We start from the raw sequence: 24,106 nt of genomic DNA, 5'->3' as shown, positions 1-24,106 counted from the left end.
AAGGTTCGAGTGGATGGTTGGATGGTGGATGCTCATCTGGCCGCTACCGCTCAACCATTATTCAGGCAGTGATCAGTTCTTTTGGCGTGCCCGCGAAGAGGGCTCACTTGAGTTGGGATGATTACTTGTTAAGACAGTCAACTGATGAGAGTTATCGCCGCTACCATTGATGAGCGGTTGTGAAGTTACGCGGGCAAAGGCGTTGGCCGCGTTGCATGACAGCACCGCGAATGTTGCCGTAGCGACGACGTTCGTAGCTACATATCGAGGTAACATGAAAACCTGCCATTATTTCAAAAAGGGTATCTGGGCTGCGGCAGACAAGCAGTGATGGTTTGATCAGGCACTAAGCGCATGGAGTGGTTTGCCCAGAACGTACTTTGGCGAACAGAACGAACAATCGACACCACTTACGTGTAGGTACAAGTGATGGGAAACGATTACAAAGATGAGCTCGTCAAGGCGACAGAAACCGTGCGGACTGCTATGGATGAGATATTGCGATTGGTTCGCAAGGGTAAAGCGTTTGGCCCTGAATGGGATGCGGCCTCGGACAAACATGACGAGGCTGTACGTAACTGGCGTGCGTTAATCAATAAGCCGCCATTGATAAACCAGAGCAAACAGCTGGATTGATTCTGAGCCTTGCTTCTATGCGAGCGAATCCATCCGCACGCTGTAGCATCGATATAAATAAAGCGGATTGGCCAGCGCTCGATGCATTGAGCCGTATTGCACGTAGTTGTTAGTTGTTGGTTATTGGTTATTGGTTATTGGTTATCAGCCAAGAGGCTCCTGACTCGTGCAATGATTAAATCAATGTTGAACGGTTTCTCCATCACCGCATTGAATAATTCAGGCCTTTGCTTGCCAATGTGTGCTTGCGCGCCGCTCATCAAGATAATCGGTAAGTGATTTATTGAGGATGAGGCGCGAATGGCCGTGGCGAACTCTAGCCCGTCCATGACCGGCATCATGAAATCGGTGATGATAAGGGCAGGTCGTTCTCTCTCCAGCACTTCAAGTCCTTTCTGGCCATTGCTGGCTTTAACGACCATGAACCCCTCGTCCTCAAGCGCAAAGGCGAGAATGTCAGCGATCAGATACTCGTCGTCGACGACCAGAATTGTGGTCATGGCAATTTAATCCAAATCAAGGACGCATCGTGTTGAGCCTGACAAAGCTGCCTAATTAGCGGCTGGCGGTTCATTTCTCGAAGCCTTTTTCAGATCAACAACTTGATCACGAATAACGACCTCATATCGTGAAGGATCGTAATGGCTATCTCGTACTTTGAGGATAGAAAGTGTCCTGCTTAATTCACCGCGATTCTCAAAAAAGCGCATGAGTATCAGGTTGTCGACGATGCTGGACAGGTCAGAATTTGGCGAACTAACCTCGGAGCCGAAAAGATCACGCATCTCCCAAGATGCAAATACTGTAACCCCTCGTGATCTCAACTCGTTCATGAGGGCGCTGTAAAAGTCGGTTATACGTGCAGGATTCGTCGATATTCGCGTCATGCCGCTCAGGCTGTCGATAAATAAGCGCTTGATGCCCTTTTCTTCGACGATACTGAGCAGTCTCGCGCCAAGTCCATCCAGTAAACCCTCAGTGGTCGGTTGCCAGACAATGCTCAACGCGCCGCTTTCTTCCATGCCCTTGATATCGATCCCTAGCGAGAGACCTTTCAGGCGCAATCGCTGTGGGCTTTCGTAAAAACCAAAATGCAGGCCTGGAGCCTCAACCGACGACTCGGATAAAAATTTTAGGCCTAACGTCGTTTTACCTATTCCGGATGGGCCAATAACTAAGGACACGCTGGAACTGTACAACCCGCCACCTAATATGCCGTCCAATGAAGTAATGCCGCTGGCGATGCGCGTCATGTTGGCGCTGTCCGGAGAAGACGGATGGCTGTAGAGACTTTCCAAACGAGGGTAAACCAACAAACCGTGGTCGGTAATTTCGCATTCATGAACCCCCGTCAGCGCTCCACTGCCACGGGTTTTACGCAAATGAATACGACGTACTGAGCGAGAGCCATAAAGCTCCTCACCCATTTCAATGACCCCATCAACCATCGTGTGTTCGGGGCTGCCATCGTCGAGCCTGGAACTGGTGAGAAAAAGAACCGTGCAACCAGCGAAAGCCGCATGTCCTTGCAACTCAGAAATGAATTTCTTGGTGTCGATACTCGAGTCGGCCTTGGAGCGTGCGTTGAGCAAGCCATCTACGACCATCACTGTGGCTTTTTGACGGCTGATCTCACGTCTAAGTAGCTTAACCACCTCATCCAGGCCTTCATTTTCCAACGTGTCGAATGCGCTGACAAATTGAATTTCGGCCCCGACTCGTGAGGAATCGAAAAAGCTCATTGTTGAAAGAAACTGAAAAAGACGGTCGTGAGATTCGGCCAGAAGCGTTGCGACAAGAACCCGTCCCCCATTGCTCGCATGGTGGAACCCAAGCTGGTTGGCGAGGATCGTTTTGCCAGACCCGGGACGGCCTTGGATGATGTACGACGCACCTGCGACCAGCCCGCCCTTGAGTAGAGCATCCAGTCCCTCGATTCCGCTTTGGAGGCGTTTTAGCTTTTCCACAATGCGTTCCTGATCTGATACAGGCTGTTCAAGCCGAATACATGAATGCTAAAACCATTTCTGAAATAGAGCTATCCACACCAGAACCTGATTGAGCGAGATAAAGGCATTTTCGTCAGCGAACGGTTCGTTCCGAAATCACCGCGAACCTTAATCATCGACTTCAGACCATTCGTTTGAACCGAAAGTTTTCACTCCAAGGGGCTCCGGTTTTCTGGTGGCTGAGCGATCCTGGATGCATGTTGAATCTCATCCAGCGCAGACCATGGATTAACGCTTAAACGGAGTCGCCAGCAATCGCTCGCATGACAACCATACCTTTACAATAGTTGTACAATTATAAGATTATTGTATCGGTATTTTCATTCCTCGAAAGCCCCCTTCAAGCCAAATTTTTTGCTGGATCTCAAGAGCAAAAATGGGTGAGGGCCACCCCCTCTGAGCCTTTAGGCGTGCTGAAAAAATGGCCTCGATCTGGGCATGCATTCTGGGCATGCATTGCCATTTGCGCACCATCCTGATTTTTCTTCCAGAAAATCCTTTGGTCGCAATTTTCTTTCCCCAAGATTGACCGCAAGCGTGCTTCAACGTTAACTGTATGTATATACAGTTTGGTTAAGGCATTGCTCATGAGCGTCACCATCATCGGCCCGTTGGCAGCGGGGGGAGTCCAGCTCCCGTTTTACTCGTTCAAAGTCCCTGCGGGCTTCCCCTCACCGGCGGCTGATCATCTTGAGCAACACATCTCCATTGATGAGCTGCTGGACATCCGAGCACCTCATATTTACCTGGTGCGCATCGAAGGCCACAGCATGGAAGGGGCCGGAATCTTCGATGGTGATATGGCTGTAGTTGATCGATCAATCACCGCTGAACACGGTCACATCGTGATTGCGGCAGTGAACTGCGAGCCGGTGTGCAAGCGCCTGAACAAGCGAGGCTCCGACATCATCCTGTTGTCCGAGAATGCAGGTTATCCCCCGCGATATATCCTTGAAGGTGACGAACTGATCATCTGGGGTGTGGTGACATTCAGTGTGCGTGCTCATGATCCGAAAGCCTGATCCAGTCTTCGCCCTGATCGATTGCAACTCGTTCTATGCGAGCTGTGAGCGAGTCTTCCGTCCTGACCTGGCGAAGACCCCCATCGTTGTGCTCTCGAATAATGATGGTTGCGTGATCGCCCGCAGTGCGGACAGTAAGCCGTACGTAAAAATGGGCGAGCCGTACTTCCAGATCAAGCACAAACTGAAGCAGTACGGGATCGTCGCGTTCTCATCGAACTATGCGCTCTATGGTGACATGAGCGAGCGGGTGATGAGCGTGATCGAATCCATGGTTCCAGCCGTTGAGGTCTACAGCATCGATGAAGCCTTCGCAGATTTGGCGGGTGTACCAGGAGATCTCGAAGCGCTCGGGCGACGGATTCGAGCACAGGTTTATCGCAGCACAGGCATCCCGGTTGGTGTAGGTATTGCGGGCACCAAAACCCTGAGCAAACTCGCCAACCATGCTGCGAAGAAATGGCAGGCACAAAGTGGTGGCGTGGTTGATCTTCGCGATCAAACCAAATGCGATTGGGTGCTGAAAAAATGCTCGGTCTCCGATGTTTGGGGAGTAGGGAGGAAGATGACCTTGCATCTGGAGGGGATGGGCATTAGAACAGCCTGGGAACTCTCCAAAACCGACCCCTGGATGTTGCGCAAAAAGTTCAGCGTGGTGATTGAGAAAACTGCCCGTGAGCTGGCAGGCACACCATGCCTTGAGCTCGATGAACCTGATCCGCCGAAACAGGAGATTTGCTGTTCCCGAATGTTTGGCAAGCGCCTCACCGATAGCGCACCAATCAAAGAAGCTGTGGCCAGCTACATGCAGCGTGCGACTGAAAAGCTGCGAGCCCAACAGTCACTGTGTAAAAAGATTCGAGTCAGCATCCGCACCGGCATGTTCAATCCCGAAGAAGCAAAATACGCCAACGGTGTGCTGGTCGAATTGCCGTATCCAACTGACGACGTGCGATTGATGACTAAGGCTGCTGTAGACGCGGTTGATCAAGTGTTTCGACTTGGTTTCAAGTACAGCAAAGCGGAGGTCCTGCTACTCAGCCTTTGCCAGAAAGGTGAATACACCGATGACCTGTTCTCAACTTCCCAGCCGGTCGCCACTGAGAAAGTCATGAGCGTGCTGGATTCCATCAATGAGCGATGGGGTAGGGGAACACTGCGTTTGGCGAGTGTGCCGACCAATCCCGATTGGGGTATGCGCCGGGAGATGATGAGCCAGAGCTTCACCACGCGGGTTGATCAACTTTGGACTGTTTACTGCAGGTGAGGCAGGTTCGACGTTATTACCGGATTGGATTTAGCTTTGCTTCCGGTGTCGAACAGGGCATAGGGGGACGCTAAAAGTGATGCCCCTTTCGAGGACGAAATCATGCTCAGCTATTTGTTCATAGGGGCCAATGATGTCGAGGCTTCTGCACGATTCTACGGCGCTATCCTGTCGCCGCTAGGTTATGGAAAAGATCGATCGGAAGGCCAACACTGTTTCTCGCTTCCTGAGATCGCGGACAAGTCCAATGGGCCTGGCAGCATTCATATCGCCAAGCCTTTCAACGGTGAACTCGCTACGGCGGGTAACGGCATGATGCCGGCGCTACGGGCAAACTCAAGGGCGAAGGTAGATGAAGTTCACGCAGCCGGCCTTGCCAATGGCGGTACAGATGAAGGCAAGCCGGGTATCCGAGAGGCTTACACCGACGACTTCTATGTCGCCTATCTTCGCGATCCCGTGGGGAACAAAATCGCCGTTTTCTTTAAGGGGTGACGCGTGCCCTGATCAGGGCGACGAAGATGATACGTAGGTAACGATAGCGCGAGTTCGAAGGTTCACGTTATCGAATACGCAGACGCTATCGTCTCTAATGCTGGAGCCTTGAAAGGTGTGTTCGCCAGCCCTTGCCATATAGCCTGAAGCTAGCCTTTTATTCCATAAAACAAGTACAAACGTATTTTATAGTGCGTTTTAATCTATTCAGCATTTTGAATTGATTGGAGTATTTGTCTTTGAAAACTACGGCTCTTCTACCTTTTGGCTTGGCTTTGCTCGCAACCTGCTCAACGGCTTTCGCAGGCCCCATCCTGGATCGTGTGACGAAAAAAGGAGAGTTGACCGGTGTGCTGATGGAAAACTATCCCCCGTTCTCGTTCCTCAACGAGCAGAACCAACTGGACGGGTTTGACGTGGATGTCGCTAAGGCTGTTGCGCAGCGGCTTGGCGTGAAGCTCAAGTTGGAAACACCGTCTTGGGATGTGATCGCCGCTGGCCGCTGGAGTGGGCGTTATGACATCTGTGTCTGCTCGATGACTCCGAGCAAAGCCCGCGCCGAAGTGTTCGATTTCCCTGTCGAGTATTACCAGTCACCAGCGGTCATAGTGGTGAATGCCAAGGACAAAGAAATCACAGCGAGCAAGGACTTGTCTGGCAAAAAAGTGGGTGTGATCAGTGCGTCGACTTACGAAGCTTACTTGAACAAAAATCTTGTGATCGAGGGCGCCGAGGACAAGCCTTTGATTTATCCATTCGATAACGTTCAAGTCGCACCTTACGACAACGAAACGGTGGCCTTTCAGGATTTGGCACTGGGTACTGGCGTGCGTCTTGATGCCATGGTGACCAACTTCATCACTGCCCGCGACCGTATCGCTCAGGATCCTCGCTTCAAAATTGCCGGCGACGCGTTGTATGCCGAACCGAACGTGGTGGCGATTGAAAAGGGCGATCCACAATGGAATGCCAAAGTCACCGAAGTGGTCACTCAACTTAAAGCAGACGGTACGCTGAGCAAGATTTCGCGGAAGTGGATCGGCTCTGATATCAGCCAATGACAGCCCTCATCCCACCCCCAGCCAAGGTGACTGTCCCACCCGAAGCCGAATCGCGTCGATTGAGCCAGCTCTTTGGTTTTCGCACTCGATTGTATTTGACGTGGTCAGGGCTACTCGGGTTGTGCGTCATGTTTTTCATGAGCTTCGATCTGAAGTTCTCCATTATTCTGGAGAAGTGGCCAAATCTGGTCGGCCTGCATTTGGGGCCAAACGGCTTTCTGCAAGGCGCCGCGTTGACGTTGTTTCTATGCTTCTGTTCGATCTGGCTTTCATTGCTCCTGGGCTTTTTGACGGCGCTCGCGCGTCTGTCACGCAGCGCGGTAGCTTTCGGTATTGCCAGTTTCTACGCCTCTTTTTTTCGCGGAACTCCGCTACTGATTCAAATTTTGTTGATCTACCTTGGTTTACCGCAGTTGGGTGTCGTTCCTGGCGCCATTAGCGCCGGGATCATTGCGCTGTCGCTTAATTATGGTGCCTACCTCAGCGAGATTTTTCGCGCCGGCATCCTGGCGGTAGCACCTGGGCAGCGAGAAGCGGCGATGGCATTGGGTCTAAGGCCGAAGGCGACGTTTCTGCACATCGTCCTCCCGCAAGCCATGCGCACGATCATTCCCCCGGCTACCAGTCAGTTCATTTCAATGCTCAAGGACTCATCGCTGATTTCGGTCATGGGAGTATGGGAGGTCATGTTCCTGGCGCAATCCTATGGGCGGTCTTCCTATCGCTACATCGAAATGCTCACCACTGCAGCAGTCATCTATTGGTTGTTGTCCATCGGGCTTGAACTGATCCAGCACCGCCTTGAGCGCCACTACGGCAAAGGTTTCAAGAGACAGCGCTGATTCGTCCCGGTTACTCACTTTTTTAGGAACCACAATGTCCGATCCAAAACCTCTGTTGTTTGCGTTATACGAGCAAGCCAGTGTTGGCTGTGGCGGCGCACCAAGCCTCTGGACGCACCCGGCTGACGAGCGACTGACCATCAACTCGCTGGGCTACTGGTCGAACCTGGCACGCATCGCCGACCAGGCTCATCTCGACATGCTGTTTTTTGGTGATGTGCTGGGCTTCTACGATGTGTTTGGTGGCAATGCCGATGCGGCCGTGAAGTGGGCGGTGGAAGCACCGGCCAACGATCCGTTGATGATCATCCCGGCATTGGCGGCCGTGACGGAAAACCTGGCCTTTGGCGTCACCGTGACCACCAGTTACGAACATCCTTTCACCCATGCCCGGCGTTTCAGTACGCTGGATCACCTGACCAATGGCCGGGTCGGGTGGAACATCGTCACCTCCTATTTAACCAGTGCCGCTCGCAACTTCGGCCTGGAGCAGATGATCAAGCACGATGATCGCTATGAACGCGCAGATGAATTTCTCGATGTCGTTTACAAACTCTGGGAAGGCAGCTGGGCGAACGATGCTGTGGTGGCCGACAAGTCCAGCCAGGTCTATGCCAAGGGTGATCGCGTGCGACCGATCAATCATGTGGGTGAGCACTACCGGGTGGCCGGGCCGCACTTGACTTCTCCATCACCGCAACGCACACCGCTGCTGATCCAAGCCGGTTGGTCAGGTCGTGGTCGGGAGTTTGCGGCCAAGCACGCCGAACTGATTTTCATCGCCAAGTCCAATCCGCTGGAGATTCGCCAGGGATTGGAAGATATATGGACACAGGCCAAGGCTCGGGGTCGTCACGCTGAGGATGTAAAATCACTGACAGTGCTTCGGATAGTAACGGCCAAGACGGAGATCGAAGCCCAACTCAAATATGACGAACTGCAAAGCAACTATCACTTACAGGCGCAACTGGTGAGTTATGCCGGTGATACCGGTATCGACATCAGCCGCTACGCGGACGGCGACGCGTTGTCCACTCACACCGAAGGCATGACCTCCTATGTGATGCGTCCCGATGGCAGTGGCAAGCCCTTGACCGCCGGTGATGTTAAACAGCGCTTTGCCAACGTCACTCGGGGCAGTGATCTGATTTTGGTGGGAACGCCGCAGCAGGTGGCCGATCGTATCGAAGAGCATGCACGGATATCCGGCACAAGCGGCTATATGCTCAACCCGCTGATCAGCCCAGGTAGCCTTGAGGACTTCGTTGAGCTGGTGATCCCCGAATTGCAAAAGCGTGGCTTATATCGTACCCAACCCCAGAGCGGTACTTTCCGCTCGCGGTTACGGGCCGACGGTTCAAGCCATTTGCCAGCGTCGGCATATGGCGCCTCGTTTCGTTTCGATAACGATTTGTAGGGCTGATTACACTCGGTAGTCGATGTTCATCCTGCGCAACAAGGACGGTGTGCTCAACGCCTTCATCAACGCTTGCAGCCATCGCGGCGCCACGATGTGCCGGCACCTGAAGAAAAAATGTGGTATCAGCAGGTCGTCGCTAAGGAACACTGGATGAGCAGGCAGGCGTTATTCTGTACCTGGCCAGCGACGAAGCGTCGTACATCGCCTGCAGGATCATGCCGGTTGGTGGCGGCGAGCAGGGCTGAACACGCCTACAGGCGACGCCGAAACGCCTTGATGATCTGGCGCGTGGCGTCGCTGGTGCTCAGGTTGTCGACCGTTTCCAGTGGATGCCAAACGCAGTCGATGATTTCGTTTTGTGGCCGGGCCTGCTCAAGGTTGGGCGCCCATGCTTCGTAGACATGGTGGCGAGTGTCACCGGATTCCAGTTCCATGAGGTACAGCAGGCTGTCGGCGCCCAGACCGGTTTCTTCTTGAAGCTCACGCAAAGCGGCGCCCGCCGTGGTTTCACCAGGCTCGACTTTTCCGCCGGGCAAGTTCCAGCGACACCTGGGTTTGCGCACCAGGAGAACATGTCGGTCCAGTTCGCAAATGACCGTTGCACGTACTTTCATTGGTTACCTAACAATCGCTTGTCATAAAAACGAAATAAAAATGCAACATTCGGGCCGTGCACTCTATTTCAGGGTTTAGAGCGATGCTCTTGGTGAAAAGTGCAATTGAACGCTGGATTACTGACGCGACGTCTGGTCGGCACTTGGGTGAAGGTCGGGTGTAAGGTATTAAAGTCAATCGTCGGTACCACTACCTAACAGGAGGTGACCATGAGTGTTCCGATGCTGAATAAAATGCACATGAACGGTTATGACGTACTAAGCGTAAACAATGGCCCTTGGCGGGTTTGCACCCAAGGTGACCGGTTGGGGTCATTTAGCAGTAGGGAGGAAGCACTCGCCTATGCCGCAACGCTTCCCGCCTATAGGGCTAGGGCGGTTCGCCCGTCAGCGCAGAAGTCAGAATGACAGTACGCTTGGAGCCCCGGAATGCCGGGGCTTTTTTGTTGCAGCAGCGAACTGCCGAAGATGTTAAACGCAGCATTGGAGTGATAGGGTGGCCGTTTTCAACTCAAGGAAGACCCCATGTTGAAAGCGCGCTGGAGGTCTCTGGCCGTGTTGGCTGCAATTGTCTGGGCTTGCACGAGCCCGGGTTTGGCCTTGGCATTGGGCGACATTAAAACCAACCCGCAGGTCTGCGAATCGTTCCGTGTATTGGCCGGATCGATCATGCAGTCTCGTCAAAATGGCGAATCGAAAGCCAGTTTGCTTGCCATAAAGTCGGGCAATCCCGACCACGACAAGTTGGGGGCAATGCTGATCAACGAGGCATACACCCAACCCGTTCGCAATTCCCAGGAGCGGAAAAGCCAGGCGATCAATACCTTTGCTGATAAATGGCGGGATATCTGCAACAAGCCGGTTTCTGGTTAACCCACTCAGTCGCCATCACCACCACTGCTCGTACGTGAAGGTCCCCGGGCTTTCTCTTGAACATGGCTCCAAATTGGCGCAGGTCATGAAGCTTTCATGGTCGACCTTGCCGTTACCATCGAAACTGCTGTTGCAGGACTGATGCTGGCCCGCCAATTTGTAGTCCAAACAAGTGCCCGGTTGTACTGTGCGGTCGGTGATCGACAGATGGACCACCGATCCGCTCCACTTGATCCTTGTTCATCCCTCTCTAACTTGGCGACCACGGCTGGGTGCCGTAAAAGCGGTCCTCGTGAATATCGGAAGCGCTCCGGTTAGTGAGCTTTCGTCCGTCTGATCATCTTGGCTTTCACTTCCTCGGAATAACCCGCCAGGCGCGCTTCATCGCCCTGAAACAACTCGCATAACCTGCGCACGGCTTGCGCATCCGCCTCATTACCCGCTTGGCGTAATTGCTGCTCAATGCGCAGCAGTTCGACCGCCGACCATCTCAAATCTGATGCAACGCTTTGCAGGTCACGGCGAAGTTCGTTTTCATTTTCGTTAAGCCACATGACGACCTCCAACAATGTCTCGGTAGGAAAGAGTAGTTCCATTTAGAACGGCACAACGTTTGTTCGTCAGATTCGCGTGGGATAAGAGGTGCTTCCATCCGTCGGGAAGCTGGGGGCGAGTGACCTTCGCGGATGTCGTACGAAGGTCAATGAATTTCGTCAGGGCGAGGCCACCTCCTATGATCAATACCGATGACTTCAGATTTCATGCCCATGAGTTGATTGTTGACCTGGATGCCGCCACCACAGAGATGATGAAGCTGATTTCAGCGCACCAACTGAGCGGCCCAGAATGGGAGCGTGTCACGCAATGGCAGCATGAAGCCTATGAACGGTGGATGGCATATCTCAACGAAAGTACCTACCCAGAGCTTCCTGGAGACATTGCCCCACATTGAGTTGTATTCGATAGATGGATGTCTGGACGGCGAAGCGTTACATTTCGCGTTTTTACGAGATAAGGATGCGTCATGCGGATGTGGATTGGGGGAGTAACGCTGGCGATGCTGGCGGGTTGTTCGTTGCCGGCGTCGGTGGTGCCGGGCGAGCCAAACGTCAGCAAATACAGCAACAAGCCACCGAAAGAACTGGCGGCGTGCATTTTGCCAGCGTGGCAGAAAGAAATTCCGAAAACGACTCAGGTCGGCATTTCCAATGGCTATCGGCTGAATGCGCCGAGCATCATCACGGCGGATGAAATTCTCGATATCGTCAAATACAAGGACGGCAGTCGGGTTTCGCTGTATCAGGGGCCACCGTGGGCCAAGTCCGGCGCCATGCGCAAAGCTGTAAAGGATTGTCTTTAAAGAAGCGGACCGGCCTGTTCAACTGGGTAATTCTTCCCAACTGACGTCGATCAGGCCGCCCGCTTTCGCGTGGCTTTGAAGTGCCTCGTCGTTTTGTTGATCGAAATCGTGCCCATATAAAAGTCCCAGCCCTGAATGCAGGCAGGCGTAATACCATGCGTCTGCGTGACTCATGTGCGTGTCTGGCTGTACGAAAATGTGCCGGTCATCGTTGAAACGGTAGGTGATTTGAAAATAGCGAGTGCGAGTCATCCGATTCTCCAGGTGCTACCGCTACGACATTAATGGCGTAGTGCCAGTTCCTTTGGATTTCGGACTTCTTTATGCATGAGTAAAAGGCAGAATGTGAACTTGGTTATCGGACGCGGGTTACTGATGGTTGTTCCCGCCCGCGTTGCGTCGCTCACTGCCTGAAGGATTGCCGAGGTTGATTAATCGTCTTTCTACCAGAATGTTTTCGAGCGCCTGGCGCGAGATGGGGTCCAGTTGGTGTTCGCGCTCCTTGAGCTCCAGCAGGATCGGGCTCGACCAGGCTCGATAGGTTTTTTCGACAGCGTGAATGGACGGCATTTATCTCTCCTTGATCAGGGCCCCCCACCTGTGAGCGGTGGCGTTTGATTGCGTAGAGACCCTAGTTGAGGAAGGCGGTTTTTGCCAACGGATTGCACTGCAATGGTGCGACTGTTTCAGCCCATCACATTTTGCGCGCGTCGTTTGGCTGCGTCGATATATCAGTCAGCCGCTTTTTCGAAGTGTTTTGATGGTTTGGCAACTGGGCACTGAGGTTCCAGATTTCCAGCATTTTTGCGTATTCAAAGGCGTGGCGAGGATCCATCTGAATCCACTCTTTAAAGGCGGACAATTCTTTTTGCGTGCAGGTATTTTCCTGTAATCGCATACACCAATGAGCGGCTTGGCTGAGGATTGCTTCGTCCATGTCGCAAGAGCTGGATGGATTCATTGACTGCTACCTGTACGTCCTGAGTGCTCTCGAGGCCAATATCGAGGCGCTCGCGCTCGGCCACGTCACGAAGTGGAATGGGGGGATTTTCAAAAAAACTTTTTAATCGATGCGTATGCGCTATTAATTTAATGGACCTTTGATTTTCGAAGTCGCTCTTTAGTGCAGATGAGCAAAGGACGAAACGATGAGTAGCGAAAGACCAGGTACTAAAGCTGAGCCTATTCGTATCCCGCGCACTATCTGGACACTGGGCTTTGTCAGCCTGTTCATGGATCTATCCTCTGAGCTGGTACACAGCTTGCTCCCTGTATTTTTGGTGACGACATTGGGGGCGAGTGCATTGACTGTCGGCGTGATTGAGGGGATTGCAGAGTCGACTGCGATGCTGGTCAAGATATTCTCTGGCGCTATCAGCGACTTTATTGGGCGGCGCAAAGGGTTGCTGCTGCTTGGGTATGGTTTGGCCGCTTTGAGCAAACCTCTTTTTCCTCTTGCGCACTCGGTTGAAGTCGTCTTTATCGCACGTTTTCTGGATCGAATCGGCAAAGGCATTCGTGGTGCACCACGAGATGCCTTGGTTGCAGATGTGTCGCCAGCAGAAATCCGGGGCGCCTGTTTTGGGCTGCGACAGTCGATGGATACCGTGGGGGCTGTTCTTGGCCCCGCTCTGGCCATCCTGCTTATGTTATGGCTTGCAGATATCGAACTTGTGCTGTGGTTTGCAGTGATCCCCGCAACAATAGCGGTGGTGCTCATTGTCGCTGGAGTAAAAGAATCTACCCCTGCCTCCAGCACACATAAGTTCCGTTCCCCAATTCATTGGAGAATCCTTCACGACTTCTCCTCCGGGTATTGGTGGGTCGTCATTATTGGAGGGGTTTTTACACTTGCCCGTTTCAGCGAGGCGTTTCTGGTATTGCGGGCGCAGCAGACAGGGCTGTCGGTCACCTGGGTACCGCTGGTGATGGTGATCATGGCACTTTTTTATGCGTTGTCCGCTTACCCGGCCGGTTGGCTATCAGATCGTATCAGTCGCACGAAGTTGCTCTGTGTGGGCATGGGGTTGCTCGTTCTGGCGGATTTGGTACTTGCTCAGTCCAGTTCAGTGCTCACGATGATGTTGGGGGTCGCGTTGTGGGGGCTCCATATGGGATTTAGCCAAGGCATTCTTGCCTCACTGGTAGCTGATAAATCGCCGCGAGAACTCAAGGGAACCGCTTTCGGCATTTTTAATCTGGTCAGCGGTGTCTGTATGTTGATGGCCAGTGTTCTAGCAGGCGCGTTATGGCAAAGCATTGGATCGAACAGCACATTCCTCATGGGGGCCGCGATTGCCTTCACAGCGCTACTCTTGCTGTTACTCAAGAAACAATAACGCCTCAGGCGAACCGGGTCGGCGTCCCGCGAAAATCAGCTGGTTTTATTCTCAGGAATTGCAACCGGTGACGCTGGGCGTCTTTGTCGCTCAAGCCCTTCGAACAGCCCCATGCCAGCCAGCATGGCCATGACAAACACCACGCCCTTCAGAATGCCTGAGCCCATCAGTACCAACGCGGGGCCAGGACAAATCCCCGCCAATCCCCAACCGATTCCAAACAGCATGCTCCCGGTGACCAGACGCTTATCGATGTGTCGACCTGTGGGCAGATTAATCGGCAGGCCAAGCAGTGATCGCTTTCGCGTTCTTGACACCTGGAAGCTAACGGCTGCCACGGCAATGGCGCCCACCATGACGAAGGCTAGAGAGGGATCCCAAGCCCCGGCCACGTCCAGGAAACCGAGCACTTTGGCGGGGTTGGTCATGCCCGAAACCAGCAAGCCCAGACCGAATATGAGCCCCGCTATCCAGGCGAAGAAAAGAGCCATGGTCAGTTCACTCCCAAAAGGTGGCGAATGACAAAAACGGTGATAAACCCAACACTCATGAACACCCCTGTCGCCACCGCCGAGCGAGGTGACAAACGCGACAGCCCGCAGACACCATGTCCGCTGGTGCAGCCAGATCCATAGCGTGTGCCGATGCCGACTAATATCCCGGCGCCAATCAACAGCGGATAACCCGCATCGATCTGCAGCTCGGGCAGTGGCGCGATCAGTCGGTAAAGCAGCGGAGCCATGACCAGCCCCAGCCCCAGCACAAATGCCACTCGCCAGGTGACATCACCGGCCACCGGGCGCAACAGTCCGCCGATGATGCCGCTGATACCGGCGATGCGTCCGTTGAACAGTATCAACAGCGCCGCGCCTGTGCCGATCAAGAGACCGCCGAGCAATGCGCTCAGTGGTGTGAAATGACTCATATCGAGCATGACGATCTCCTCCTAGCCCTTGGTTCAGTCCTGGCAATCGTCACTGCTTCATCGGCATGCCCATCATTGACGACTGCTGATCCATCATTTTCATCATCATGCCCATCATTCCATGACCCATGCCGTCCTCGGAGCCAGACATCCCCTTTTTGGAGCCCATGTTCATGCACCCCCCAACATCATGCTGCTGACTCATCATGGCCATGCTTTCCTTCATCGTCTTCATGCTCTCCTGCATGGCTGCGTGTCGCTCGTCGGGGGTTTTAGCAGCGGCAGCTTTGTCGTGAGCCGCCTGCATTTTTTGCATTTGATCACTCATCGCTTTGGACATTGAGGGCTCGGACGGTGTGCTGGCAGTCGCTGCGCCGGCAGGTGCATTGGCAGATGCATCGGCAGGGTGATGCTCATCTTCTGCGTTTGCCATGAAGAGGCTGCTGGCCAAAAGAGCGGCGAGAAACCATTTCGATTGTGTTTGCATGATGGACTCCAAGTACTCAGAGATAAGCAGGAAGTACTGCACCGCGCCAAAACGACGCCATAAAACACAATGGCCACGGTGTGATCGCCTAGAGCGGCGCCTCCGTGGGAGGGGAGGTGATTGTCCGGGCGGGGTCAGGCAGCCACCCGAAAGTGAGTTGCAGGAGATCGCGGCAGTGATGACGGAACCCGTACATGACTTGCTCCTCGGACCTGTAAGCCCTCAGTTGTTCAAGCGTAAACATCTGGTCAAGCGCAGAGTTGACTTTAATCAAGCAAGCCGGCTTTAGGGCGCTTGTGCAGGCTGAGACTCGCTCCCTGAGCGGTAGTCGCAGAATTGTGGCTCGGGCGCGGGCGTCTCAGAGATAGCTTCGTGGCAACTGCACCTGCCACAGGCAGCAGCTTATCGAGGTTGCGGCAGCGCCGTTGTGTACTTGATCTGCTCCATGGCGGCGCTTCAGAGCACCTTATGCGTGGCACTCTTTTTTCACGTCACCAGACGCGTATTCATTTGTAATGGGCAACCTCAACAAAGAGCTAACGATCTAGCTCTTTTACAACATTGCCGAGTCTGTAGCGCTGCATCAGTGCAGTCATCCTGGCAGCGCGGCATCACCCTGTGCGGGCGGGCTATGAATTCGTACTTGAATCGTTGAGTCAACCCGTAGCGCCTGCATCGTGCAGTAATCCCTGTCATCCATGAAGAACCAAAGAAAAGCGTCTCGACTAACCGATGCGGTCTACCAGGTCGCAAGTGGCGCATGTTCAATTCCGGTCGGGTGCGTCATGTCGACGCGGCAATGGGCAAGCTGACAACGTTCTACGCACGAACCCTTTGATGGGCTGTTCGGGGATCGCGTGTCCATGCGGAACCTGCTTGCATGAAATAATTACGCGATCCCCATGAGAGGCTCGAAGCAATGTCACGCGCCATTCTCAACGATCTGCAAGCCTGAGCCGCGAAGGCAGCTAGACCCGCGCTATGACGCAGGGGTACGGCTTGGGGACAGTGGCCAAGGACATGATTGCCGTTCCTATCGGGCCGTCCTTGCGCATCGCGGTCGTGGGCTCACCCGAATATTTTAAACAGCGCCCAGTGCCGAAGATGCCGGGTGATCTGGGAGCACACAATTGCATCAATCTGCGCCTGTCCACCCATGGAAGCCTGACGCAATGGGATTTTGAAAAGGATGGTCACGAACTCAAAGCGCGCGTTGAAGGACAATGGACGTTCAACAGCAGCGTGCCCATTCTGCGTGCCGTGGTTGTGGGAGGTGAGTTGGCTTTCCTTCCGGAAGATATGGTTGCCAAGAAAATTACCGTGGGAAGCCTTCTGCGAGTGTTGGAAGAGTGGTGCGACCCTTTGCCGGCTACCCTCTCTATTACCCCAATCGCCGTGAACATTCATCAGCGTTTGCGTTGTAGTTGAAGCGTCGCTCTACAAGCGCTGAATTATGGACTATCAAGCCGTCTCAATTTTTACCCCTGTCTCACAAACCCGCGATTGAGCAGATGCTTTGGATCGATTGCAGTCGTGGACGAACGGCAGCGATGGGTCAAACGGGGGAAAGTCAGTGCAGTTACCCAGAAAAAGCCCGGCTGATCAGACCGGGCTTCTTGGGTATTGCGGTGACACGATTTGTTTATGCGGCGCGGCTTTCGATCAGCCGATCCGAGCCACCTTCAGCAACGCGTTTTTCGATCAGCCGATCCGAGCCGCCTTCAGCAACGCGTTTTTCGATCAGACGATCCGAGCCACCTTCGGCAACGCGTTTTTCGATCAGCCGATCCGAGCCACCTTCAGCAACGCGCTTTTCGATCAGGCGATCCGAGCCACCTTCAGCAACACGACTTTCAATCAGACGATCCGAGCCGCCTTCAGCGACAACCGGGTGAGTCGAGGTAGCGGCGAAAGCGTTAACTGCAAAAACCGAGAAAGCGATGCTGAGGATGGTTTGGCGTTTCATGATCGTGTGCTCCGGGGTGTTGTTGGGTTGGTATGGAGCAGATGTTACGCCGCGGATTTTTTAAGAGAACTTCATTGACGTGATGGTGACCATCGACGGCATTGATAGGGCGAGCGGCCTACCTCTGGTGAGCGTGATAACAGGGGCAGCCTTCGCAACCGGCATGTGACCGCGCATTGATTACATTGCGTATCAACTGTAATGCGCGACGACGCCATTCTCATTGCCTCCAGTGACAAATACAGTAAGCCGCACGCGACTCGCCACGGTTTTACCCACCGCATGTACTGGCGGCATAGGCGACGATCTCAATGTGTTTACTGCGTAAATAAGGTGCCTTTCATGATTCGGAACATTATGAACACTGCGGGTCTGGCTGCATTTCTTGTCGCCAGCGCAGCAATGCCGTTCGCCCAGGCACAACCATTGCCACTCGATAATGTCGGTGCCTTGCACAATGAAGACGTGGAGTGGCGCAGCTTTCCAGCGTTCCCGAAGGAAGTGAAGCTGGCTGTGTTGGCCGGCGACCCGAGTAAGCCAGCACCCTATGTGGTGAGAGTCAAAGTGCCGAATGGCACAAAATTAATGCCCCATACCCATCCTGAGGATCGTATCTACACCGTCATGTCTGGTGTTTTCTACATTGGCTTCGGTACCGTTTTCGATACGGCCAAGCTGGTGGCTTATGGGCCAGGCAGCGTAGTGATACTTCCGGCCAATACGCCACACTTTCACTGGGCTAAATCAGGCGAGTACATTTCACAGGTTTACGGAACGGGTCCGCTAGGCCTTGAGTATGTTGATAGCCATGATGATCCTCGTAAGGCTTCGAAGTAACTTCACCTTTAATAGCGTCTATGCATATCGTTCGGGTTAGGGTCTTTGGCGCCCTGGTGAAGTGTTCTTGCTGACAACCGCTTTGGCCGTTCTCTGTTGAAAAAGTAGCTCCCCTGTCTGGGCTGTGAACGGTCTGGGGTAACAACTCCGTGGGCGTAAGAAAATCCGGGTGATAATTGTGATCGTGTCTACTTATAAACGCGGACACCCCTGGCGCCTGAAGCTGGCGTTCGGAAGGTGTGTTCACCACCCCTTTTACAATTGACGTGGTCGGCGTGCGTTTGGGTCAGGAGGGTAGGGTTGCGGAATCAATAGGATAGATGCGGAAACGATCCAGAAAGGGAGGCGCGAAATTCGCAAACCCCAGAAACGACAAAGCCCTGAATAATCAGGGCTTTGTCGTATAAAGATGGCGGAGGCGATGGGATTCGAACTCATGGACCTGTTACAGTCGACGGTTTTCAAGACCGTTGCCTTAAACCACTCGGCCACACCTCCGTTTGCGTTGCGGGCGCCATAATACCTGAATGAAACACACTGTCAAACTCTCTGCGTAGCTTGTTACAGAGCGTCTGTTATGATCTTTGCGACTGAACGTTTCAAACCAACAGGAGTGTCGCCATGCGCGAACAGGATTACGCAGTTAATAACAGCGTGCAGGCTGAGCAGCTAGAGGTTAGCCGCGTCCTGCGCAACACTTACGGCTTACTCGCTCTCACCCTCGCATTCAGCGGCGTGATGGCGTTTGTCGCTCAGCAGATGCGGGTCGGTTATCCGAACGTGTTCGTGGTGCTGATCGGCTTCTATGGCCTTTTCTTCCTCACCAATAAACTCCGCGATTCGGCCTGGGGCCTGGTTTCCGCTTTTGCCTTGACCGGTTTCATGGGGTTCCTGCTCGGCCCGATCCTCAACCGTTACCTGGGGATGCAGGGCGGCGCTGAAGTGGTCAGTTCGGCGTTCGCGATGACGGCACTGGTGTTTGGTGGTCTGTCGGCTTACGTGCTGATTACCCGCAAAGACATGAGCTTCCTGGGTGGCTTCATCACCGCAGGCTTCTTCGTCCTGCTGGGTGCGACGCTGGCGAGCTTCTTCTTCCAGATCAGCGGCTTGCAACTGGCGATCAGCGCAGGTTTCGTGCTGTTCTCCTCGGGCTGCATTCTGTTCCAGACCAGCGCCATCATTCATGGCGGCGAGCGCAACTACATCATGGCGACCATTAGCCTGTATGTATCGATCTACAACCTGTTCATCAGCTTGTTGCAGCTGTTTGGCATCATGAGCCGCGACGACTAATCGCAGGCTTTGAGTAAAAAACCCGTTTAGGCGGGTTTTTTATTGCTTGAGATTCAGGGTTACTCAGAGATGACAATGTTGCCATCGGCCTGCTGACGGTAAATGGTGTAGGGCAGCAACAAAGTGTCGAGCGCGCCGGACATGACCACGTCAATCAGCACAATGGCTGGAGCGTCGGTGTGGGTTTGTGCATCCAGCCCTTTTTGCAGCGGTGCATTCAAACTGCAAAAATCATAAGTCACACCGCTGTAGATTCGCGGAATGGCGCCGCAATAGGATTTCTGATCCTTAAGACTTTTAGACGCCACTTCGTCACCACGCACGGCCGTTTGTATCGTGCCGCAGCCCGCCAGCATCAGCGCCGCCAGTAGCATCGCCTGAGTTTTCATGCCGCCAATCCTTCGCCGGAAAAACCTCAATCTACGCCATTGGCGAACAAACATCACTCACGCCATCGGCGGCAACCGGCGTTTGACCGGGGTCCTCTTCACGATCGCCGTGTTGGTTTCTGCGTGGGTATTGAGACGGTCGAGCAGGGTGTCCAGTTGTTCCATCGAACGCACGTGAAGGCGCGCGATGAAGCAGTCGTCACCCGTGACCTTGTCGCACTCGGTGAATTCGGGAATCGCCTGAATTTGCCGCTCCACTTCCTGCAACTGACCCGGCAATGGACGAATTCGCACAATGGCCTGGAGTTGATAGCCAAAGCATTTTGGGTCGATTTCCACCGTGTAGCCCTTGAGTACACCGCGCTCTTCAAGGCGACGCAGGCGCTCGGCGACACTGGGCGAAGACAAGCCGCTGAGGTGCGCCAGCGCCTTGAGCGAGCGCCGTGAGTCTTCCATCAAGGCGCTGATCAGCACTTGGTCGATATTGTCGGTCATGGCAAACCTCCTGTAAGGCGACTTATTGAAACGGCCTTGATAAAAAAGGCAGAAACCGAGTTTAGCCTGCTTTTTGCTCTGGAGAAGCCCTCGCGCGGATTGGCATACTTTGCGCTCAAACACAGGAGTCTGAAGATGGACACATCAATACGTCGCGGCTCATTCGAGATGAGCGCCGCCATGCTGATCTCCGGGACCATCGGCTGGTTTGTGCTGGTGTCGGGGCAACCGGTGCTGGACGTGGTGTTCTGGCGCTGCCTGTTCGGGGCCGGCACCTTGCTGCTGATTTGCGCGGCGTTCGGCTTCCTGCGCCCCGGCATTCTGACCCGTACCACCTTCCTGCTGGCGGTGCTCAGCGGGATGGCGATCGTCGGCAACTGGGTGCTGTTGTTCGCATCGTATTCGCGCGCCTCGATTGCCATTGGCACGGCGGTCTATAACGTGCAGCCGTTTATGCTGGTGGGCCTGGCCGCGTTGTTCCTCAACGAAAAGATCACCCTGCAGAAACTGTTCTGGCTGGGCCTTTCTTTTCTCGGGATGCTGGCGATTGTCAGCGCGCATGGAGGGCAGGGCGAGAGCGGCAGTGATTACCTGATGGGGATCGGGCTGGCGCTGGGTGCGGCCTTCCTTTACGCAATTGCCGCGCTGATCATCAAGCGCCTGACCGGTACGCCACCGCATTTGATTGCCCTGATCCAAGTCTGCACCGGGGTGCTGTTGCTCGCACCATTTGCACACTTTTCGGCGCTGCCGCAGGCACCGAGTGCGTGGGCCAGCCTGGTGACGCTTGGCATCGTCCATACGGGCGTGATGTACGTGCTGTTGTACGGCGCGATTCAGAAACTGCCGACGGCACTGACCGGAGCGTTGTCGTTCATCTACCCGATTGCAGCGATATTGGTGGACTGGTTTGCCTTTGGTCATCGCCTGGAACCACTGCAATGGCTAGGCGTCGCGGCGATTTTGCTGGCCGCCGCCGGTATGCAACAGGGGTGGGGGTTCAAATCGCGCAAACTGGCGGCACAGTAAGTGTCAGATGTTCCAGCGCGGCGCGGTCTTGGCCAATCGCTGGCGCATCTCACCTATATTGGCGGCAAACTGTCGGGTCAGCAGCCGATAACCGTCGAGCGGGCTGTAGACCGGTGCTTCGAGGCTTGAAGCGGGCGGCAGTTCTATGGGCCGGCTCAGCCGTTGCGACGTACCGGTTTTCAGCGCCCGCGCCATCCCGATCAATTGCACGCGGATTTGTCGATGCTCGGCAGTCATCGCCGATTGCAATTGCGCCATGGCGTTCGAGTCGCTGGGGTCCGGGCGAGTGTTGGCGAGGATTTCCAGGGTGCTGACGCACATGCGTAAATTGCGCTGAATGGCATCCAGTTCGGTCATGGAGATTTTCACTTCCTTGGACACCGATGGCATTAGCGAGCGCAATTGCACCATCACCGAATTCAGGCGCCCCATGAGTTTGAGGTGATCGTCATCGCTGACAGGCTGGCCATTGATGATGCGCCCGTAGATCGTCGCGCAATCGCGCAACGCATCGGCCAGGTTGTAGCGCCAGGAAAATACCGCGTAGAGCGGCAGCGCGAAAGAAAACGCCAGTGCCAGGGCGATGCCGATCAGGATGTCTACCCCGCGCCACAAGCCGTCCGTGACCGGGTTGTCACCGTGCCCTGCGACAATAAACACGGTGATCGCCGCCAGCAGCGCCGTGTAGCCACCCTTGCCGATGGCGTGATACGAGAAAAAACCGCACACCACCGACATGGCGAAATAAGTCAGCCACGGCATCCCGAGCCAGGCTTGTTGCACGACCAGCAGCAGACCGACGCCGGCCCCGATCAACGTGCCAATGGCCCGCTCGGCAGCTTTTTTGCCAATGTTGCCGTGGTGCTGCAAGCCGCCGATCACCACCAGCATCGTCACCGACGCCCATTCACCATGCGGTAAATGGATGCCGGTGGTCAGCAGGATCGTCGCCAGCAATCCCAGCGAAACCCGCACCGCATGAATCAGTCTGGCGTGGCGATAGCGCCGGTACGGGTCCAGCAACGGACGCAGCAGTCGGCGCAGCAACGGTGGCAGTCGATGGCTGAAGGTACTCAGGCTCGGTGTCCTCAGAAAATGTAATCGGTGGTCAGGAAACTCGAACTGCGTCCACTGATGATCTCGCTGATGAGGTCCTTGTTGGTTTCCTGGAACTTGGTGGCGACCAACGTACGGATCGAAAACACCCGCAACGCATCATGCACCGACAGCGTGCCTTCGGCCGAGTTCTTGCGGCCGTTGAACGGGAAGGTGTCCGGACCGCGCTGGCATTGGGCGTTGAGGTTGATGCGCCCGACCTGATTGGCGAATGTGTCCACCAGCCGGCCGACCGCCACCGGGTTGGTACCGAAAATACTCAACTGCTGGCCGAAGTCCGATTCCAGGACGTAATCGATCACCGTGTCCAGATGGCGGTACGGCACGATCGGGATGACCGGGCCGAACTGTTCTTCCTGATAAACGCGCATCTGCGTGGTCACCGGGTACAGCACCGCTGGGTAGAAGAACGAGGCGCGGGCCACGCCGCCGTTGGGGTTGACCACTTTGGCGCCCTTGCTTTCGGCATCGGCCACCAGCGAATGCAGGTAATCGACCTTGCCCGACTCTGGCAGTGGTGTCAGTGCCACGCCGCTGTCCCACGGCATGCCGGGTTTGAGGCTGGCGAGTTTGGCGTTGAATTTTTCGATGAACGCTTCGACCACGTCTTCGTGCACAAAGAGGATTTTCAGCGCGGTGCAGCGCTGGCCGTTGAACGACAGCGAGCCGGTCACCGCTTCGCTGACCGCGTTGTCCAGATCAACCTCCGGCAGGACGATGCCGGGGTTCTTCGCATCAAGGCCCAGCGCCGCACGCAAACGGTGAGGTTTTGGGTGGAGTTTCTTCAGGTCGCTGGCGGCTTTGTTGGTGCCGATAAACGCGAAGATGTCGATCTTGCCGCTGGCCATCAGCGCGCTGACAGTCTCGCGGCCGCTGCCGTAGATCACGTTGATCACCCCGGCCGGGAAGCTGTCGCGGAACGCTTCGAGCAGCGGGCGAATCAACAGCACGCCGAGTTTGGCCGGTTTGAACACCACGGTGTTGCCCATGATCAGCGCCGGAATCAACGTGGTGAAGGTTTCGTTCAACGGGTAGTTGTAAGGGCCCATGCACAGGGCCACGCCGAGCGGGACGCGACGAATCTGGCCGAGGGTGTCCTGTTCCAGTTCGAAGCGGCTGGAGCGGCGGTCGAGTTCCTTCAACGCATTGATGGTGTCGACGATGTAGTCGCAGGTGCGGTCGAACTCTTTTTCCGAGTCCTTGAGGTTCTTGCCGATCTCCCACATCAGCAACTTGACCACGGCCTCACGCTGTTGGCGCATGCGGCCGAGAAAGGCTTCGACGTGTTGAATGCGTTCGGCCACGCGCAGGGTCGGCCACAAGCCCTGGCCACGGTCATAGGCTCGGACGGCGGCGTCCAGCGCGGTCAAAGCCGTCTCGGCATCGAGCAGCGGTGTGCTGCCGAGGATCACTTGTTCGTCGCCATTCGCACCGGCCAGGTACACCGGGCTGCGGACCTGGGCGAGCGGCCCGTGCCAGGTTTTCAGTTCGCCATCGACCAGATAGTCGCGCTGCTCGGTCTGGCCGTCGAGGCGGTACTTTTCCGGGATGTCGGCGAGGCTTGGAAACAGGTTGTCGAGAATGTTGGCTGTGGTCATGTCGCTACCCCCTCTGGATTGGGTCATGCACTG

General features: G+C 54.8%; 29 protein-coding genes, 1 tRNA gene and 5 pseudogenes. 18 read left to right on the top strand and 17 right to left on the bottom strand.

Annotated elements, in window-relative coordinates:
• Positions 1–429 precede the first annotated feature (429 nt).
• Positions 430–636 (top strand): hypothetical protein, encoded by a 207-nt coding sequence (locus NL116_RS17945; RefSeq protein WP_494373352.1) that lies wholly within the window; start codon positions 430–432, stop codon positions 634–636.
• A 134-nt stretch (positions 637–770) separates the two neighbouring features.
• Here the strand turns inward: NL116_RS17945 and NL116_RS17940 are convergent, their stop codons facing one another.
• Positions 771–1,136, bottom strand: coding sequence for a response regulator (locus NL116_RS17940; protein ID WP_494373351.1), 366 nt, complete (start codon positions 1,134–1,136; stop codon positions 771–773).
• Between the two features lie 51 nt (positions 1,137–1,187).
• Complete coding sequence (locus NL116_RS17935) at positions 1,188–2,606, bottom strand: ATPase domain-containing protein (RefSeq protein ID WP_494378089.1); 1,419 nt, start codon at positions 2,604–2,606, stop codon at positions 1,188–1,190.
• Positions 2,607–3,232: 626 nt separating this feature from the next.
• Here NL116_RS17935 and NL116_RS17930 point away from each other — a divergent pair.
• The 8 genes and pseudogenes from NL116_RS17930 to benD all read left to right on the top strand — a co-directional run.
• The gene (locus NL116_RS17930) at positions 3,233–3,667 is read left to right on the top strand and encodes a LexA family protein (RefSeq protein ID WP_494373350.1); all 435 of its coding nucleotides are present in this window, start codon (positions 3,233–3,235) and stop codon (positions 3,665–3,667) included.
• Complete coding sequence (umuC, locus tag NL116_RS17925; protein ID WP_494378088.1) at positions 3,654–4,934, top strand: translesion error-prone DNA polymerase V subunit UmuC; 1,281 nt, start codon at positions 3,654–3,656, stop codon at positions 4,932–4,934. Before NL116_RS17930 ends, umuC begins: the two co-directional genes overlap by 14 nt.
• 102 nt (positions 4,935–5,036) lie before the next feature.
• Positions 5,037–5,429, top strand: coding sequence for a VOC family protein (locus NL116_RS17920; protein ID WP_494373349.1), 393 nt, complete (start codon positions 5,037–5,039; stop codon positions 5,427–5,429).
• 239 nt (positions 5,430–5,668) lie between these two features.
• Complete coding sequence (locus NL116_RS17915; RefSeq protein WP_494373348.1) at positions 5,669–6,490, top strand: ABC transporter substrate-binding protein; 822 nt, start codon at positions 5,669–5,671, stop codon at positions 6,488–6,490.
• Positions 6,487–7,332 carry an amino acid ABC transporter permease gene (locus NL116_RS17910; protein ID WP_494373347.1) on the top strand — a complete coding sequence of 282 codons (846 nt, stop codon included), beginning with the start codon at positions 6,487–6,489 and terminating at the stop codon, positions 7,330–7,332. The genes NL116_RS17915 and NL116_RS17910 overlap by 4 nt, the downstream gene beginning before the upstream one ends.
• Positions 7,333–7,366: 34 nt before the next feature.
• Positions 7,367–8,749, top strand: a complete 1,383-nt coding sequence (locus NL116_RS17905; protein ID WP_494373346.1) for an LLM class flavin-dependent oxidoreductase — start codon at positions 7,367–7,369, stop codon at positions 8,747–8,749.
• 19 nt (positions 8,750–8,768) lie between these two features.
• Positions 8,769–8,855 (top strand): annotated as a pseudogene (locus NL116_RS17900) (hypothetical protein); the annotation flags it as partial.
• Between the two features lie 2 nt (positions 8,856–8,857).
• Positions 8,858–8,997 (top strand): annotated as a pseudogene (gene benD, locus NL116_RS17895) (1,6-dihydroxycyclohexa-2,4-diene-1-carboxylate dehydrogenase); the annotation flags it as partial.
• A 6-nt stretch (positions 8,998–9,003) separates the two neighbouring features.
• Here benD and NL116_RS17890 read toward each other — a convergent pair.
• Entirely contained in the window at positions 9,004–9,366 is a 363-nt protein-coding gene (locus NL116_RS17890; RefSeq protein ID WP_494373345.1) for an NUDIX hydrolase, read from the bottom strand.
• A 210-nt stretch (positions 9,367–9,576) separates the two neighbouring features.
• Between NL116_RS17890 and NL116_RS17885 the strand changes: the two genes are divergently transcribed.
• Together NL116_RS17885 and NL116_RS17880 are read left to right on the top strand one after the other, a co-directional pair.
• Complete coding sequence (locus NL116_RS17885) at positions 9,577–9,774, top strand: SPOR domain-containing protein (protein WP_494373344.1); 198 nt, start codon at positions 9,577–9,579, stop codon at positions 9,772–9,774.
• Between the two features lie 117 nt (positions 9,775–9,891).
• Positions 9,892–10,239: a hypothetical protein gene (locus tag NL116_RS17880; RefSeq protein ID WP_494373343.1), complete on the top strand. Its 348-nt coding sequence runs from the start codon at positions 9,892–9,894 to the stop codon at positions 10,237–10,239.
• Between the two features lie 5 nt (positions 10,240–10,244).
• Here the strand turns inward: NL116_RS17880 and NL116_RS17875 are convergent.
• Positions 10,245–10,486, bottom strand: a pseudogene (locus NL116_RS17875) (osmotically-inducible lipoprotein OsmE); the annotation flags it as partial.
• Between the two features lie 67 nt (positions 10,487–10,553).
• The gene (locus tag NL116_RS17870) at positions 10,554–10,793 is read right to left on the bottom strand and encodes a hypothetical protein (protein WP_494373342.1); all 240 of its coding nucleotides are present in this window, start codon (positions 10,791–10,793) and stop codon (positions 10,554–10,556) included.
• A 179-nt stretch (positions 10,794–10,972) separates the two neighbouring features.
• Here NL116_RS17870 and NL116_RS17865 point away from each other — a divergent pair, with 179 nt between their 5' ends.
• Together NL116_RS17865 and NL116_RS17860 are read left to right on the top strand one after the other, a co-directional pair.
• On the top strand, positions 10,973–11,191 hold the full coding sequence (locus NL116_RS17865) for a hypothetical protein (protein ID WP_494373341.1): 219 nt from the start codon (positions 10,973–10,975) through the stop codon (positions 11,189–11,191).
• Between the two features lie 72 nt (positions 11,192–11,263).
• On the top strand, positions 11,264–11,599 hold the full coding sequence (locus NL116_RS17860; protein ID WP_123431916.1) for a hypothetical protein: 336 nt from the start codon (positions 11,264–11,266) through the stop codon (positions 11,597–11,599).
• A gap of 18 nt (positions 11,600–11,617) precedes the next feature.
• Here NL116_RS17860 and NL116_RS17855 read toward each other — a convergent pair whose 3' ends face one another.
• The 3 genes from NL116_RS17855 to NL116_RS17845 form a co-directional block, all read right to left on the bottom strand.
• Positions 11,618–11,851, bottom strand: coding sequence for a DUF6555 family protein (locus NL116_RS17855; RefSeq protein WP_494373340.1), 234 nt, complete (start codon positions 11,849–11,851; stop codon positions 11,618–11,620).
• Between the two features lie 117 nt (positions 11,852–11,968).
• On the bottom strand, positions 11,969–12,169 hold the full coding sequence (locus NL116_RS17850) for a hypothetical protein (RefSeq protein WP_494373339.1): 201 nt from the start codon (positions 12,167–12,169) through the stop codon (positions 11,969–11,971).
• A gap of 124 nt (positions 12,170–12,293) precedes the next feature.
• Complete coding sequence (locus NL116_RS17845; RefSeq protein WP_494373338.1) at positions 12,294–12,560, bottom strand: FecR/PupR family sigma factor regulator; 267 nt, start codon at positions 12,558–12,560, stop codon at positions 12,294–12,296.
• Positions 12,561–12,747: 187 nt separating this feature from the next.
• Between NL116_RS17845 and NL116_RS17840 the strand changes: the two genes are divergently transcribed.
• Entirely contained in the window at positions 12,748–13,938 is a 1,191-nt protein-coding gene (locus NL116_RS17840) for an MFS transporter (RefSeq protein ID WP_494373337.1), read from the top strand.
• 35 nt (positions 13,939–13,973) lie between these two features.
• Here NL116_RS17840 and NL116_RS17835 read toward each other — a convergent pair whose 3' ends face one another.
• Genes NL116_RS17835 through NL116_RS17825 form a run of 3 tightly spaced genes read right to left on the bottom strand, consistent with a single transcriptional unit; the run spans position 13,974 to position 15,350 of the window.
• Positions 13,974–14,429 (bottom strand): DUF6691 family protein, encoded by a 456-nt coding sequence (locus NL116_RS17835; RefSeq protein WP_494373336.1) that lies wholly within the window; start codon positions 14,427–14,429, stop codon positions 13,974–13,976.
• 2 nt (positions 14,430–14,431) lie between these two features.
• On the bottom strand, positions 14,432–14,872 hold the full coding sequence (locus NL116_RS17830; RefSeq protein ID WP_494373335.1) for a YeeE/YedE family protein: 441 nt from the start codon (positions 14,870–14,872) through the stop codon (positions 14,432–14,434).
• A gap of 40 nt (positions 14,873–14,912) precedes the next feature.
• Positions 14,913–15,350 carry a hypothetical protein gene (locus NL116_RS17825; RefSeq protein ID WP_494373334.1) on the bottom strand — a complete coding sequence of 146 codons (438 nt, stop codon included), beginning with the start codon at positions 15,348–15,350 and terminating at the stop codon, positions 14,913–14,915.
• Between the two features lie 977 nt (positions 15,351–16,327).
• On the opposite strand from NL116_RS17825, the pseudogene NL116_RS17820 reads away from it, so the two are divergent.
• Positions 16,328–16,800: pseudogene (locus NL116_RS17820) on the top strand (LysR substrate-binding domain-containing protein); the annotation flags it as partial.
• 195 nt (positions 16,801–16,995) lie between these two features.
• On the opposite strand, the pseudogene NL116_RS17815 reads toward NL116_RS17820, so the two are convergent.
• Positions 16,996–17,316, bottom strand: a pseudogene (locus tag NL116_RS17815) (phage infection protein); the annotation flags it as partial.
• A 342-nt stretch (positions 17,317–17,658) separates the two neighbouring features.
• Here NL116_RS17815 and NL116_RS17810 point away from each other — a divergent pair.
• Entirely contained in the window at positions 17,659–18,153 is a 495-nt protein-coding gene (locus NL116_RS17810) for a cupin domain-containing protein (RefSeq protein ID WP_494373333.1), read from the top strand.
• Positions 18,154–18,563: 410 nt separating this feature from the next.
• On the opposite strand, the gene NL116_RS17805 is transcribed toward NL116_RS17810, so the two are convergent.
• Positions 18,564–18,651 (bottom strand) — tRNA-Ser (locus tag NL116_RS17805).
• 123 nt (positions 18,652–18,774) lie between these two features.
• Here NL116_RS17805 and NL116_RS17800 point away from each other — a divergent pair.
• Positions 18,775–19,446 carry a Bax inhibitor-1/YccA family protein gene (locus tag NL116_RS17800; protein WP_494373332.1) on the top strand — a complete coding sequence of 224 codons (672 nt, stop codon included), beginning with the start codon at positions 18,775–18,777 and terminating at the stop codon, positions 19,444–19,446.
• Positions 19,447–19,505: 59 nt separating this feature from the next.
• Here the strand turns inward: NL116_RS17800 and NL116_RS17795 are convergent, their stop codons facing one another.
• Together NL116_RS17795 and NL116_RS17790 are read right to left on the bottom strand one after the other, a co-directional pair.
• Positions 19,506–19,835 carry a YceK/YidQ family lipoprotein gene (locus NL116_RS17795; RefSeq protein ID WP_494373331.1) on the bottom strand — a complete coding sequence of 110 codons (330 nt, stop codon included), beginning with the start codon at positions 19,833–19,835 and terminating at the stop codon, positions 19,506–19,508.
• 57 nt (positions 19,836–19,892) lie between these two features.
• Entirely contained in the window at positions 19,893–20,330 is a 438-nt protein-coding gene (locus tag NL116_RS17790) for an Lrp/AsnC family transcriptional regulator (RefSeq protein ID WP_494373330.1), read from the bottom strand.
• Between the two features lie 135 nt (positions 20,331–20,465).
• On the opposite strand from NL116_RS17790, the gene NL116_RS17785 reads away from it, so the two are divergent.
• Positions 20,466–21,359 carry a DMT family transporter gene (locus tag NL116_RS17785; RefSeq protein ID WP_494373329.1) on the top strand — a complete coding sequence of 298 codons (894 nt, stop codon included), beginning with the start codon at positions 20,466–20,468 and terminating at the stop codon, positions 21,357–21,359.
• Positions 21,360–21,362: 3 nt separating this feature from the next.
• Here NL116_RS17785 and NL116_RS17780 read toward each other — a convergent pair whose 3' ends face one another.
• Both NL116_RS17780 and NL116_RS17775 read right to left on the bottom strand, forming a co-directional pair.
• Positions 21,363–22,406: an FUSC family protein gene (locus NL116_RS17780; RefSeq protein ID WP_494373328.1), complete on the bottom strand. Its 1,044-nt coding sequence runs from the start codon at positions 22,404–22,406 to the stop codon at positions 21,363–21,365.
• Between the two features lie 41 nt (positions 22,407–22,447).
• A complete protein-coding gene (locus NL116_RS17775; RefSeq protein ID WP_494373327.1) occupies positions 22,448–24,073 on the bottom strand; it encodes an NADP-dependent glyceraldehyde-3-phosphate dehydrogenase in 1,626 nt (541 codons plus the stop codon).
• Positions 24,074–24,106 lie beyond the last annotated feature (33 nt).

Source organism: Pseudomonas sp. FBCC-B1667, assembly GCF_059133255.1.
The sequence above is the reverse complement of the archived record's forward strand: the minus strand, read 5'-3'. Positions and strand labels throughout refer to the sequence as shown.